This is a genomic window from Streptomyces sp. Ag109_O5-10 (assembly GCF_900105755.1).
Taxonomy (GTDB): Bacteria; Actinomycetota; Actinomycetes; order Streptomycetales; family Streptomycetaceae; genus Streptomyces.
This window is the reverse complement of the sequence record NZ_FNTQ01000001.1, coordinates 1,867,581-1,881,168: the sequence shown is the minus strand read 5'-3', so window position 1 is coordinate 1,881,168 and position 13,588 is coordinate 1,867,581. Positions and strand designations below refer to the sequence as shown.

The 13,588-nt window shown below is 70.0% G+C and carries 12 protein-coding genes and 2 pseudogenes; 11 read left to right on the top strand and 3 right to left on the bottom strand.

Annotation, left to right across the window (positions count from 1 at the left end; all coding sequences use genetic code 11):
• Positions 1 to 27: 27 nt before the first annotated feature.
• Together BLW82_RS08690 and BLW82_RS08685 are read left to right on the top strand one after the other, a co-directional pair.
• Positions 28 to 591: a TetR/AcrR family transcriptional regulator gene (locus tag BLW82_RS08690; RefSeq protein WP_093498244.1), complete on the top strand. Its 564-nt coding sequence runs from the start codon at positions 28 to 30 to the stop codon at positions 589 to 591.
• Positions 592 to 664: 73 nt separating this feature from the next.
• Positions 665 to 1,567 carry an SDR family NAD(P)-dependent oxidoreductase gene (locus BLW82_RS08685; protein ID WP_093498243.1) on the top strand — a complete coding sequence of 301 codons (903 nt, stop codon included), beginning with the start codon at positions 665 to 667 and terminating at the stop codon, positions 1,565 to 1,567.
• Between the two features lie 287 nt (positions 1,568 to 1,854).
• On the opposite strand, the gene BLW82_RS08675 is transcribed toward BLW82_RS08685, so the two are convergent.
• Positions 1,855 to 2,634, bottom strand: coding sequence for an SDR family NAD(P)-dependent oxidoreductase (locus BLW82_RS08675; protein ID WP_093498241.1), 780 nt, complete (start codon positions 2,632 to 2,634; stop codon positions 1,855 to 1,857).
• 823 nt (positions 2,635 to 3,457) lie between these two features.
• Here BLW82_RS08675 and BLW82_RS45275 point away from each other — a divergent pair.
• The gene (locus BLW82_RS45275) at positions 3,458 to 3,646 is read left to right on the top strand and encodes a transposase (protein WP_256215715.1); all 189 of its coding nucleotides are present in this window, start codon (positions 3,458 to 3,460) and stop codon (positions 3,644 to 3,646) included.
• Positions 3,647 to 4,591: 945 nt separating this feature from the next.
• Here the strand turns inward: BLW82_RS45275 and BLW82_RS08665 are convergent.
• Positions 4,592 to 4,969, bottom strand: coding sequence for an ANTAR domain-containing protein (locus tag BLW82_RS08665; protein WP_256215714.1), 378 nt, complete (start codon positions 4,967 to 4,969; stop codon positions 4,592 to 4,594).
• Positions 4,970 to 5,836: 867 nt separating this feature from the next.
• Here BLW82_RS08665 and BLW82_RS08660 point away from each other — a divergent pair.
• The gene (locus BLW82_RS08660) at positions 5,837 to 7,612 is read left to right on the top strand and encodes a SpoIIE family protein phosphatase (RefSeq protein ID WP_093498240.1); all 1,776 of its coding nucleotides are present in this window, start codon (positions 5,837 to 5,839) and stop codon (positions 7,610 to 7,612) included.
• Positions 7,613 to 7,649: 37 nt separating this feature from the next.
• Here BLW82_RS08660 and BLW82_RS08655 read toward each other — a convergent pair whose 3' ends face one another.
• The gene (locus BLW82_RS08655; RefSeq protein WP_177232885.1) at positions 7,650 to 8,330 is read right to left on the bottom strand and encodes a hypothetical protein; all 681 of its coding nucleotides are present in this window, start codon (positions 8,328 to 8,330) and stop codon (positions 7,650 to 7,652) included.
• A gap of 639 nt (positions 8,331 to 8,969) precedes the next feature.
• Between BLW82_RS08655 and BLW82_RS08650 the strand changes: the two genes are divergently transcribed.
• The 7 genes and pseudogenes from BLW82_RS08650 to BLW82_RS08625 all read left to right on the top strand — a co-directional run bounded on the left by BLW82_RS08650 (position 8,970) and on the right by BLW82_RS08625 (position 13,486).
• A complete protein-coding gene (locus tag BLW82_RS08650) occupies positions 8,970 to 9,242 on the top strand; it encodes a hypothetical protein (RefSeq protein WP_055707187.1) in 273 nt (90 codons plus the stop codon).
• Between the two features lie 227 nt (positions 9,243 to 9,469).
• Positions 9,470 to 9,904 (top strand): DUF5994 family protein, encoded by a 435-nt coding sequence (locus BLW82_RS08645; protein WP_093507935.1) that lies wholly within the window; start codon positions 9,470 to 9,472, stop codon positions 9,902 to 9,904.
• 129 nt (positions 9,905 to 10,033) lie between these two features.
• Positions 10,034 to 10,243: pseudogene (locus BLW82_RS46235) on the top strand (hypothetical protein); the annotation flags it as partial.
• Between the two features lie 178 nt (positions 10,244 to 10,421).
• Positions 10,422 to 10,838, top strand: a complete 417-nt coding sequence (locus BLW82_RS08640; protein WP_093498239.1) for a DUF5994 family protein — start codon at positions 10,422 to 10,424, stop codon at positions 10,836 to 10,838.
• 344 nt (positions 10,839 to 11,182) lie between these two features.
• Positions 11,183 to 11,624 (top strand): annotated as a pseudogene (locus BLW82_RS08635) (aldo/keto reductase); the annotation flags it as partial.
• 155 nt (positions 11,625 to 11,779) lie between these two features.
• Complete coding sequence (locus BLW82_RS08630) at positions 11,780 to 12,757, top strand: magnesium transporter CorA family protein (RefSeq protein ID WP_093498238.1); 978 nt, start codon at positions 11,780 to 11,782, stop codon at positions 12,755 to 12,757.
• Positions 12,758 to 12,898: 141 nt separating this feature from the next.
• Positions 12,899 to 13,486: a DUF5994 family protein gene (locus tag BLW82_RS08625; protein WP_371131316.1), complete on the top strand. Its 588-nt coding sequence runs from the start codon at positions 12,899 to 12,901 to the stop codon at positions 13,484 to 13,486.
• The last annotated feature ends 102 nt before the right edge of the window (positions 13,487 to 13,588 follow it).

Here is a 13,588-nt window from a genome sequence, read left to right as displayed (position 1 = left end):
CTAGCCACTCTCCTACAGACTGTCCTCATGCCCAGGCCGAGGAGTGACGACAAGCGTGCGGCGATCATGGCCGCCGCAACGCGAATCATCGCTGCTCAGGGCCTGGGGGCGGCGACGGCGGCGATCGCGAAGGAGGCCGGCGTCTCGAACGGGTCGCTGTTCACCTACTTCGACACCAAAGCGGATCTGCTGAACCAGCTCTACCTGGAGCTGAAGGGCGAGATGGGGGCAGCTGCACTCGGCGGCCTGCCCGCGGCCGATGCCCGCACCCAGATGCTGCACATGTGGTCACGGTGGATGGACTGGGCAACGGCCAATCCCCTCAAGCGCCGCACTCTGGCCCACCTCCAGGTCTCCGACGAGGTCACGGCGTCCACCCATGAGTCGGCCAACCGGGCCATGACAGGCATCGCGGAGATCCTGGAGCGCAGCAGGGCGAACGGCCCGATGCGCGATACCCCGGCGGCCTTGGTGTTCGCGCTGTCCAATGCCCTGGCCGAGGCCACCATCGACTACATCATCGGCGACCCGGACCGCGCCGACGAGCACAAGCAGTCCGGTTTCGACGCACTCTGGCGCATGATCGGCTGACCCGCCCCGGGCCGCTTCCTCGCACTCTCGCACACCCATTAATGACTGATCAGTCAGACATCTAAGGAGCATCATGCCCGACAAGGTCTACGTCATCACCGGCCCCACCTCAGGCTTCGGCCGCCGCACCGCCCTCGAACTGGCCAAGCACGGCACCGTCGTGCTGGTCGGGCGCAACGCCACGAAGCTCGACGACGTGCGCGGCAGCATCGAAGCCGGCGGCGGAAAGGCCCTGTCCGTCCTCTGCGACCTCTCGGACGTGACGAGCGTGCGACGCGCCGTCGCTCAGATCACCGAGCTCGGCCTTCCGATCACTGGCGTGCTCAACAACGCGGGGATCTTCCCCAACCGTCCCGGCACGAACGCCCTCGGCTGGGACATCGCCTACGCGACCAACCACATCGGGCCTTTCGTGTTCACCGAGGCGCTCGTACCTCACCTCGAAGACGGCACGCAGGTGGTGTTCATCGTCTCGGCCGTGGAGGATCCGGAGCGCAAGGCAGCCACCATGTCCGGTTTCCGCGGCGCCCGGTACATCTCCGCCGAGGCGAGTGCCCGTGGCGAGTGGAAGCCCGGCGGTTCGAAACTGCCCGGCGGAGACGCCTACGCCACGTCCAAGCAGTGCAACCTGGCAACGGTACTCGCCTTCGCCCGCGAAACACCCCGGCTGCGGTTCAACGCCATCGAGCCCGGCTTCGCCCCCGGCACGAATCTCGGCCGTGATGCCGGGCTGTTCCTGCGTCTGTTGTCGAAGTACGTGCTCTCGCCACTGGCCCCGCTCATCAAGTACTGGACCAACCCGGGCACCGCTGCGCGCATGATCACCCGGATACTCACCGACGAATCGGACACCACCGGCGTCTACTACGACGAGAAGGGACAGCCCATGCGGGGTTCCGCACAGGTGCACGACCCGGAGTTCAACGCGCGGGTAGTCGCCGAGACCCGTGCGCTACTGGAGACGGTGCACGTCTGAGGAAGGACCTCCGGCCACGACCGGCGGACCCGGAGTCCGAGTCGACGCGGTGAGCCTCGGGCGAACGGCCCTGTCGGCGCGCCGGCCGCACGGCCTCAGGCCGAGCAGCGAGAGCAGGAGCCCCGCGCCCTCACCACCCCGCCACCTCTGGGCGCCCGCCTCGACGCCGCCGACGCTCCGGCAGGGCTTCGCGAGGCTGTCGTCGACTTTGTCACCGGCGCCCTGCCCGGACACGTCGAGCCCCTGATGGGTGCCCAGCTGGACGCGCTGGCCCACCCCAGCCGTACTCAGTGAGCGTCTGGTTCTTGCTTGCCCGTTTCATTTGGCTGACGGCTGTCCCACTCCCGCAGCCATTGTTCGAACTCGGCGGCGACGAGGCGCTCGTCATGCACGCCGGCTGCGTCGTCGGAGGCCAGCCAGACGATCGGCGGGCCCATCACCGCGGGACTCAGGAACCCGTGGTCCTCGGAGGCGACGTCCTGGGGCAGCATCCCGGTGACCGTCGCGCCGCCGGGCAGCAGCAGGTTGACGGTGACGCCCGTGCCCCGCAGGTCGGCCGCCATGATGCGGGACAGCGCCTCGCTGCCGGCACGCGACGGCCCGTAGGGAACGAAGCCGGCGCGTCGCATGGTCGAGTGGTTCATCGAGATGTTGACGATGCGGCCACCGCCGGATGCCAGCATCCGTGGCGTGATCTCGCGGGCGACCAGGAAGTAGCCGGTCAGGTTGGTGTCGATCACCGCACGGAAGGCGTCGGACGGTACCTCCCAGAAGCCCTGAGGCTGTGTCATGAAGCGCGGGTTGACCGTGCGCATGCCGATGCCGGCGTTGTTCACCAGCATGTCGATGCCGCCGAGCCGCGACCACACTCGGTCGACGGCCCTGGCCACCGAGGACTCGTCGCGCACGTCCATTTCGACGCCGGTCGCCCCCGGCAGTCCCGCCGCGACGGACTCCGCACGCTCGCCGGACCGCCCGGTCAGGGCGACGGAGGCTCCCGTCGCGGCCAGGGCGGAGGCCATGGCAAGTCCGAGTCCGCTCGTCCCGCCGGTCACCAGTACGTTCATCGGATCACCTCTGTCCTGAGAACCGGCCTGGCCGGGTAAACGGTCGCGCTCACCGCCGCGTTCACGGTTCCCGTTCGCGACCGTGGTCCTCGGTGGCAGGGCGTACGCGTGGGCGGAAATCCGTGATCGGAACTCTAGGGATTGGAGCACACTCGAAGTCAAGCCGCGGCGGCTGTCGTGGCCCGTCCGGGTGACATGCCCGAGGTCGTACCGGTGTCGCCGCTCGGGGCCGTCCGGGTGACGTGGCCTGCGTGCGCCTCAGCACGGCCCCGTCGTTCCGTACCCCCAGCACACGCTGGTGCACGCCCTCGGGTTTGCTGCGAGGGCATCCCTTACCCCGGTACGCGGACGCTCGCAAAGCCGAGCCCGCATGGCCGCCGCGCCGCAGACCTGGCCGGCGAAGCGCCAGGCGACGAGGACATGGCGCGACGTTCCGGGTCGGTGCATCACACCATGTCCACGAGGCGGGCGGATGTGACGCGGCGAGGGGCTTCGCGAGCGTTCGCCTCGGAAGGTGGCGTCGCTCGCCGCACATGGTGCACCTGCGCCGGGCTCGTCGACGACAGCCTGAACCACGAGGCCGACGAAGGGGCGGTGCTCCATGCCACCGACGTCACCCTGCGTCTCCTGGCCCGGCGCATCAGGCAGCTCGGCGACGAGGTCCAGGACTTGGAAGGCCGCCTACCCGGCTGATGGAGCGCCACACTCCGCAGCTGCTCGACATCGAGGTGGTGGGCATCGATCCGGACACCGCCGTCACTTTGCTGATCACGATCGGGGACAACCCGGAACGCCTGGGCAGTGAGGCGTCCTTCGTGGCGCTGTGCGGGTCAGCCCAGTCGGGCGTTCCTCGGGCAGTCGGCAGTACCGTCGCCCGAACCGGGGCGGCGACCGGCAGGCGAACCCGGCCCTGCACCGGGTCTTGCAGACCCGCCTGCGCGTTGACCCGCGTACCCAGGAGCACTACCAGCGCCGCAGCAAGGAGGGCAAAACCCGGCGCGAGATTGCCTGAAGCTCGAGCGCCACCTGGCCAGGGAGGTCTTCCACCTGGTCAGACCTGTGCAGTCGCAACCCCCGTCATAGGGGCTGTGTGATACACGGGTGATACGGCGAAGCCCCACCGAGGTCCGTCCCTGGCGGGAGCTCTGCGCGGATGCGTGAGACGGCGAAGCCGCACCGGAGCACTCCGATGCGGCTTTTCCGTGGGATCGAGCGCGATGGCTCGCACGCTGCGGTCGGTGCCTCGTGCGGTCCGTGTGCCTGTGGCTCTCCCGGGTGCTTGATTTGCAGACGCACCCACTCACTCGTCCGTGCGAGGGGTGCCATCCTCTCCCAGCAGCAACGGAGATCGTCGACTTCCGCCTGCCCGCGGGAGGCCGACCCGGTTCTCCGGGACAGCGGGGAGGCAGTGCCGCAGCGTGTGGGCGGCCCGGGGATCGTGCTGCGGTTGCCCGCTGCCCCGGCCGACAGCCCCGTCACGGTGCTCCGGCTGTCGGGCGTGCGGGCATCGTGGCGTTCTTCGAGCTGTCCAGGGGGCGTCTGTGACCGGCGTGTCTTGGGCACGCTGCGTCGACCGCCGGTCGGGATGGTGCGTTGCTGGTACCGGGCCGGCCGGGTGTGTCTCGAACGGGGGCTACGCGACCAGGCGTCGTCACCGCTGTGACCGTCCGCGCGGTCCGGGCCTGGCCGGTGGCGAGGGTGCCACAGGCGCTCGCGACGAGCTGATGAACGGACTCGTGGCAGGGGCCCGCGACGACATCGCCCTGCTCGCCCTGCGACTGCCACAGTCGGACGAGGGCGTCTCGCCCTGAGGCCGAATGCTCGCCGTACGCGATGTAAGTCTGGGGTGGGACGTTTTGGTCAGGTGGGTTCGGGGACGCGTTGGGCGGAGGTCGTGTCGCGTGCGGGTTCGGAAGTGAGCTGGCATTCCATTCGTCCGCCCGCCCTGCCGTCCGGCTCAGATCGCGGGCGGCAGAGCTGTGCTGCGTACAGATGACCGTGCTCTGGCCAGTGCCTTGTTGAGAGCGGTGCGGATCTCGTCCGGCAGCTGTTCGCCGTGTACCCAGTCCACGATCAGTTCGGATACCTGCCGCAGTTTCGTATTGGTGTGCTGTGAGATCTCTCGCAACACTTGGAATCCTTGCTCGGGATGCAGGCCACCAACGGTGATGACCACGCCGATCGCTTGGTCGACCACGGTGTGGGAGACGACGGCCTCCTGCAGCTGACTGATTTCCGTCTGCAACTCGCTGATCTTGTTCAGGGGCGGTGTCCGTCCCGGAACCAAGTGCTCCTCGAGCCGCGTGAGGGTGCCGTTTCGAGAGTTCTCCATCATGATCACATCCCAGACCGCGGGTGTCCCGCCCGGGTCGCCGATGCCGTACGGATTGCGAGTACGACAATTCGACTATTACCCCGGGTTGCTGTCTTCGTGCGGATCGCGGGATGTTCCGTTCGTGGTCGCGGGTGCCCGCGGGCGTGCATGATCCAGGCGAAGGGCTGCTCGACCAGCAGACGCCGGGGCAGACGACCGTGCTTTCGGAGCGCATGAACCGCAGCCGGAAGAAGACGTCTTGACCGCGTCGTCTCAGAGCGTCCCGCCTCCCGGGGGCCTGCGCACGACCGGTCGCGGCTTTGTCCACGAAGGGGAGTGCCTGACGGACTGCAAGGATCCTGCGGGAGCGGATCACGGCTCACATGACCATACGATCGAGCGCCTGCCGTACATCGCGGCAGGGCATTCGGGTGTGGGGGACTCGGGAGGGGGGACCCAGGAGATGGGCCGCGTTCAGCAGCGTATCCATGGGGCTGGCTCGACTCAGGCTCCTCCGGTTCAGCCAACGAGCCGGGGGAGCCGCTGACAGGATCGCAGTGGTGACGACCGACGACGATGCCCATGGCGTCGCCGATGGTGTGGCGGGTGGCGAGGGCCAGTTCCCTCTGGATGTGGGTGGGCGTTCGAGACGGCGACCCCGCATGGGAGGCCGGCCGCAGACTTCTCGTCTCGGCGGGCACCCGTGCACGGTTGCGGTCGAGCGCTTCGCGTTCCACGGGCTGACGAAGCCGGTCGGGCGAGGGCGGCGACCCACTCGCGGGTGCGGGGTACTCGAAGAGGAACCCATCGGGGTGCCGACGTCTCTGTGACCCGCCGGCCCGGGGGCCGCGCACCGCGGTGGGTCCGTGCGGAAAGGACGGCGGCGACGTGGCGGAGGGCCTGAAGTCCGGCGCAGGGCACGAGCGGCGGCTGTCCGCGGAGGAGCCGGCTCTGTGGCAGCAGGTGGTCGAGCAGCTGGGCACGGCCCTTGCCGTGATCGACCCGGCCGGGCGGATCGTCGCTGTAAACCCGGCTGCCGAGCGGCTTCTGCAGCGCGCAGCAGGGTCGGTGTACGGGCGGGATCTGCACGACCTGTGCCATCGCGACCCGGGAGGTGGCCTCGTCCCGCGGGAGCGCTGCCCGCTGCTGTGGGCACTGGCCGAGAGGCGTGCGGCACGCGGGGACGACGACAGGTGCCTGCGTGGTGACGGACGGCTGGTCCCGATCTCCTGGTCGGCCACCCCCCTGGCGGACGACGTCTCCGGCGTCTGCCAGGGCATGGTCGTGTTGATCGTCGAGACCGCGGCGGACCGCCGTGCCGGTAGGGAACGAGCGGAACGCGCCGAGCGGTCGGAACGGGTGGAACAGGCGGAACGAGCGGCTCATACGAGCGCTCTGGAGAGCCTCGCCGAGCGGCTGACACTCGTCGCGGAGATCACCGACGTGCTCGGTCAGACCCTGGAGGTGGACGAGGCCCTCGCCCGGTTGAGCCGCGTCCTTGTCCCCCGCCTCGCCGACTGGGCCGCGGTGGACCTGCGGGTCGGCTCCCGTCAGGTGCACCGAGTGGCCGTGACCGGTCCGGAGGGCCGTGCAGCCGGGCAGGAGGACTGGCGCGGCCATCTGCCCCCGGTCGGGGAGGCGACCTACTCGCCCCTGGTCCAGGTACTGAACGAAGGCACGCCCGTCCTGCAGGAGCGGGTGGACCTGTACGCACCGCCCGACTCACCGCTGGCCGCTGTCCACGACGCGTTCCTCGGAGCAACCGGCGCGGCATCCGCCATCACGGTGCCGCTCGGCAGCAGACGGCAGGTCACTGGTGCCCTGACGCTGGTGCGCACCGACTCGGCACGGCCCTTCGACACCGGCGATCTCGACGTGGTCGGCGACATCGGCCGCCGGGTCGGTGTGGTCATCGACAACGCGCTCCGGTTCGGCCGGCAGCGCGCGGTCGCCGAAGCCATGCAGCGCAACCTCCTTCCCCCGCTGCCCGCGCACGGCCGGTTCCAGCTGGCCGCCCGGTACCAGCCCGCTCCGCCCGGCTCCCAGGTCGGTGGTGACTGGTACGACGCCTTCGCGCTGAGGGACGGCACGCTCGTCCTCGTCATCGGCGACGTCGTCGGGCACGATCTGACCGCCGCGGCCGGCATGGCGCAGTTGCACGGCATCCTGCGCTCCCTCGCCTGGGACCATGCCGAGCCGACCGGTGCCGTCGTGGACCGCCTCGACGACGCCATGCACGCCATCACCATCGTGCGGATGGCCACCCTCGTCCTCGCCCGGGTGGAAGGTCCGGACACCGGCCCCTGGACGCTGCACTGGACCAGTGCGGGGCACCCGCCGCCCTTGCTGCTGACCCCCGACGGGAGCGCGCAGTACCTCGAAGCCGGGCAGGGACTCATCCTCGGAACCGACCCGTGTGCCGGCGATCCGCGCCCGAGTGCCGCCCACGCGCTGCCGCCGCGGTCCACGCTCCTGCTCTACACCGACGGCCTGATCGAAGTCCCCGGCAGCGACTTGACCAGAGGGCTCAGCCGACTGCGTCGCCACGCTCTCGCCCTCGCCCACGAACCTCTGGACATCTTGTGCGACCAGCTGGCGGCCCGGACGCCCCTGGGCAGCACGGACGACGTCGCCCTTCTCGCCCTGCGCCTGCCCGTGCCCTGACCGGGCCGAGGCGTGATCCATGACGGGGCGCGGCTGTTCACGTCCCCGGAGCAAGCGCCAGAATGCGGAACGGACCGGGCGACACGGACTGAAGGCCGTCGTCTCCGGCGTACCGCCAGCCCCAGGACCGCATTGTCTCGACGGTCCTGCCGTCCCGGACGTCCACCAGTGCGGCGCCGAGCGCGGCGCCGTGGTCGGCGAGCAGTCGCCGCTGCAGGCGCCGGGCCAGGTTCCAGACGTGGTCCCGGTACTCCCGGCGCACGCGAGGCGGGACGACGATCCCGGAGACGACGAAGAGCCGCCCGGAGGCGGCGCGGCGGAGCAGACCTCCACGGACGTGCCCGTCGAAGCCCGCCCACCATGGACCCGAGCCGCCTGTGGGGAAGCCATAGGCGTAACCGGTCAGGGCGGTGGTCTCCGCGATCAGCAGCGAGAACCCCGGCCGTCGTGCGTCGGCCGTGAGATGGCCCAGGAAGGGGCCACGTGCCTGGTTCCACGCCCACGGGTCACCACCGGAGGTTTCCGCGTACAGGTCGCCCAGCTCCTGCAGACGGTCCGCGACCTGACCACGCGTCAGCCGATGGATCCGATCTGCAATCTGGGGCGAGGACGTGCGCTCCCTCTGCGGCGGGCCCGGTGCGCGGGTACGCGGCCTGCCCCGTGCCGGCCGGAGAGCGGGGATGGCCAGGGTCGTCGGGGGGAGCACCTGCGCGGTCATTGCCAACCCTGCCTTCGGGCACGGACGAACCCCGCCCCGGCGTCGTCGATCCCCGAGAACGGCACCGGTGCCTGAGGCGGTGCGCGGCGTGCCCTCGGTGTGTCCACCGTACTCCCGGCCGGTCCCGCCCCGGCGACCCGGCGGTCGCCGGCACCGGGAACGGCGCCGACCGTGCACGTGCGGTCGCTGTCCTGCGGCCCAGGCCGGCTCGCGTGGTCACCGGGCTCGGCCGGGCGAATGGCAGGCGGCCGGCCGCCCGGCCGGTCATAAGACGCACGGCCACCCGTACCCGGCATACCCTGCAGAGGGGGCTGCCGTGGAAACGCGACGCAGGCCCCCACACCGTCGCTCGCTTGCGTCGGGCAGCGACCCGAATCGTGGTCCGTACGGTTTCGTACTCGTCTCGCGTCCGGGGCTCCGTGTGGAGCAGCTGCCCCGCCGGTCGCGAAGGAGGGACCCGGCTTCATGTCACCCTCGACACCGCGCACGCCGTGGAACCCGCATGCTCCGGCTCGCGACCAGCAAATCGACAGAGTCCGCGCACGCTCACGCCGACGAGGTCTGACCCGGATCCGCGAGGCCACGAGGATCCGCCGGCGTGTCCGTCGCCCGCGGCCGTGACCCCGGAGAACGACAGCCATGACAAGACTCCGCGAACGCAAGAACAACCGGGAGGCGGTCCTGCGATCCCTCTACGGGGCCGTCGAACGCAATCGCCCCGAGGTCAGCGGATCGGTACTCCGCGCCGAGCTGGGCCTGCCCGACGAGGACCTCTCCGCCGCCTGCGCCTATCTGGCAGACGAGGGACTGATCAGCGTGGACTGGACGTCGCACCGGACCCCCGCGGCCGTCTCGCTGACACATGAGGGCATCTGCCTGATGGAGGAGCTGGAGGAAGAACAAGGGGAATAGGGCAGGGCAGAGAAGACGGAGCCGGACGGCTGGCCCGGCCGCTTCTCCGGGGCTCAGGTGTAGCCTGACGGTACCGAGAGCTTTTCGTGTAGCGCTTCCGGCGGTGCCGTTCCCGGCGAGGGACGAAACGGGCAGTCGTCCTACGGCTCCCGGGACGGGACCGGACCATGGAACCCAGCAGTACGCCGGCCGATGACGCGCCCGGTGCAGACGCGCACACGTACCGCATGCCCCTGCCCCGCCTGACCCTGACCCCGGACGTCAGCCACGGCCCGCTGGACGGTGCCTGGTGGCCGCGCTGCGACGCGCTGGAACTCGAACTTCCCTCGCTCGTCGACTTGTTGGAGCCGGAGCCGGAGGCCGTTATACGGGTCACCGTGGACCCCGCCGGGTGGCCCGACACCCCGCACACAGTCATGGCCCCAGGCCGGGTGATCGCCGTGGAACCGACCGGCCCCGGAAGCGACGCGCACATCATCACCCTGGACTGCGGCACCGTGGGACGCTGGGTGCTCCTGGTCGTCCCGCCCGAGGAGCCCCCCGGAACAGCCGTCCGGCTGCTGGCCGCCGCTGCAGACCCGGAGAACCCACTGACCGCCGCGAGCATGCTGGCGCTCGCCGATGCGGGTCGCCCGGTGGGCGCGGCCGGGGAGGCGGAATGAAGCGCGGGGCCCCTTGGGAGCCCGCGGCAGGGACGACCGGCCGGCCTCGACCACCATCCTCGCGTGAGCCGTTGCCCACTCTGAACGACACTTGTGCGCTCTTCGAGGAGTGCCGCATCGTCCGCACGCATGGCGAACTGGACACGCAATCCGCAACACCACTGGTCCGCGCCCTGGCCGAGGCCCGAGCGGCCCGGCCCGGACGGCTCTTTCGTGGACCTCAGCGAGGTGATCTTCTCCGACTCCAGCATCCTGTCTGCGCTGTGCGAGGCGTGGTCCGACTGCCGCGCCCGGCGCGGCTGGGTACGCATCGTGTACGAAAACCACACGACCGACCTGGTCTTCCGTCACACCGGCCTGCTCGACCGCTTCCCCGCCTACGCGAACGCACAGGACGCCTGGGAGGGACGAAGGCCGACGCCGCACTCCGCCTCCCCGCGAGCGCATCGCCCGCCGCCGAGGCGCGCTGTCCGGCCGAGGGCCACATGCCGCGCCGAACCACCCGACAGGACACCTCATGAGCGACCAGCTGCGGCGCCCGCCACCGGCCCCGCCCCTCCTTCGCCTGTACCTAGCGCCCGAGAGCACCGTGCCACGCCGGATCGACGGGGCCTGGTGGCCGCGAACCTTCGACCTCCTGGCGGAGCTCCCGTCACTGCTCTCCGGCCTGCCCCGCGCCTGGGGCCAGATCGTCAGTGTCCTGGTGAACGGCACCGGGTGGGCGGGGGCCCCGGGCCGCATGCTCGTCTGCAACCAGGTCGTACGGCTGCGCAGGACCACCACGGCGCGCACGCCGAGCACCATCGTCCTGATGGCCCCCGCCCACGGGCGCCGGGATCTGCTGGTCGTGCCACCGGAGGCCACCGAGCAGGCCGCGGAATCGCTCATGTCCGCATTGGGACTGACGCCGGAGCAGGGTCACTTCGCGAGCTGAGTGCGTGGATCCGGCCCGTCCGGCGGCACAGGCAGGCGCAATCGGCGAGGATGCGCTCGGTTCGTGGGTAGACGCCGGCCGGCTGCAAACGAGACTTCTTCCGGAGCAGCCCTGCGCGCGACGCGGTGCGAGGTCTGGGACGGGTACGGCGGCTTACGGCTGTTGACCGGTGGCCCTCGGGGTGTGCGCGGGGCGTTGCGGCGGCCGCGGCGCGGTCATGTCGAGAAGGAGAAGGGCGTCGTGGTCCGGAGTGCCAGACCTTCACCCTCGACCAGGCGCCGGACGCCTACCGGGCCATGGCCGACCGCCAGGTCCTCAAGGCCCTCATCCGCGGCCTGGCGGGTTTCGAGACGCCCCTGAACAAGCTGGGTCTGGACCACCTTGACGTCTACGGCCAGTGGCGCGCCATGGAGGCGCTCAACCGCGAGGGCGTGGCCAAGGCGATCGGCGTCGCCAACTTCTATCCGGACCGGCTGATCGACCTGAACGTGAACAACGAGATCGTGCCGGCGGTCAACCAGATCGAGACCCACCCGTTCTTCCAGCGCGCCGATTACCACGACCTCATGCGGCAGCGGGGTGCAGATCCAGTCCTGGGGCGGCTTCGCCGAAGGCCGGAACGACTTGTTCACCAACCCGCTGCTGGCCGAGATCGGCAAGGAGTACGGCAAGTCGGTCGCGCAGGTCGTGCTGCGCCGGCTGAGCCAGCGCGGCGTCGTCGCCATCCCCAAGTCGGTGCGTCCCGAGCGCATGGCCGAGAACGCCGACGTCTTCGACTTCCAGCTCGGACGCTTGATCCGCTCCCGCCCACCCCTCCCGTGCCACAGCCGCCCAAGGTGCGGCGGGGGCCTGGCGGCGAGGGAAGTCGGGGCGGTCATTGCCGGTCAGGATCAATGCGGGCGAAGCGCCATGATCTAGGTGTAAGACACTAGCCTCGGGCCATGGTGACGCGCACCCGGCTGTATCACGACGGCGCTCTCGTCCTGGAGGACTTTCCCGCCAGCGACGTTTCCGCGCATCTCGCCGATCCTGCGTCGGTCCTGTGGCTGGACCTGTACCGGCCCGGGCCTGCCGAGTTGACCATGCTCGGCCAGGAGTTCGGCATCCACGAACTGGCTCTGGAGGATGCCGTACAGCGCGGGCAGCGGCCGAAGCTCGACCGCTATCGCACCCACGAGTTCCTCAGTGCCTATTCCGTGACCGTGAGCCCGGACGGTGCGGAACTGTCATGCAGTGAGATCGCCGTGTTCCTCACCAGTCAGGCCATGATCACCGTCCGCAAGGACGACGGTCTCGACATCGAGGACGTCGTCGCCCGCTGGGACGAGAGCCCGGACCTGGCCGGCCATGGCGTCGGATTCCTGCTGCACGGTCTGCTCGACCATCTCGTGGACGGCCACTTCGCCGCGGTCCAGCAGCTGGACGACGGCATCGAGGAGCTGGAGGGCCTGCTCTTCGCGGCCGGGCGCCGTGAGATCGAAGCTGTACAGCACCGGGTTTTCGCACTGCGTAAATCGCTGGTCCGGTTGCGCCGCGTCGTGCTCCCGATGCGTGAGGTGGTCAACGGACTCATGCGTCCCGGCCTGCACATGGTCGCCGACCCTCTCGTCCCGTATTACCAGGACGTCTACGACCACGTGCTGCGTGCCACCGAATGGACGGAATCACTGCGGGACCTGGTGGCCTCGGTCATGGAGACGAACCTCTCGGTCCAGGCCAATCGCATGAACCTGATCATGAAGAAGGTGACGAGCTGGGCCGCGATCATCGCCGTACCCACCGCGATCACCGGCTACTACGGCCAGAATCTTCCCTACCCCGGTTTCGGCCGCCAGTCCGGATTCATCACCTCGGCAGCCGTCATCGTGGTCCTGTCCGCAGTGCTGTATCTGACGTGCAAGCGCAAGGACTGGCTCTGACCGGCCCAGTGCCGGGCGCGGGTGACCAGGCCGAAGGCAGGAAATACCTGGTCACCCCCGGCTTCTCGGGCCGGTGAGCGGAGTAGTGTGAAAGCACCGGGAGTTCTTCGCGTACCGGCTCCGCTGCGGGTGCCGTTTCCGGTGATCGACAATGCCGGGCCGCACCCACAAGCCCGGGGACAGGTGCGCGCCATGCCTGTGACCATTGACCGTACGACATCGAGCAGGCGCGCGCCGCCGCGGCCGGCCCGGCTGTCCCTGACGCCCGCACCGGGCGGGCTGGACGGCATGTGGTGGCCGCGTTCCCGTGCCCTCACCCGTGAGCTGCCCACCCTGACGGCCGCGCTGGTCGAACAGTGGGGCCGCATCACAGGCGTCACCGTGCACCCGGCCTACTGGCCCGTCATCCCGCACTGGGTGTCCGTCGCCGGGCGTACCGTGCAGGTGGGCTGGTCCACCGAGACCCAGGATCCGCACAGACTGACTCTCTCCCTACCCGACGGTCGCCGAGACGTGCTGGTGATTCCGCCGGAAACCCGTGCGGAGGCAGCCGCGCAGCTGATGGCGGGCGACGGCACCGAGGCCCCGGCACGGGAGGAAGCAGCAGACAGGACCGACGCCCGGATCAGGGAAGAAGCTTGGGAGACCGACGGCGGAGCCGGTCGGGCCGTCGGCCTGCCCCGGTATATCGGATCGGCAGGCCCTTCGCCCACCGTTCGACGGAGGTGAGAGGACCATGACGGTCATCGCCGCGGCCGCGCTGCTCCTTCTGATCGCCGTCGGAGTCGTTCTGATCCGCCGGCTCAACGGCCAGCACGCCGAACGGATCGC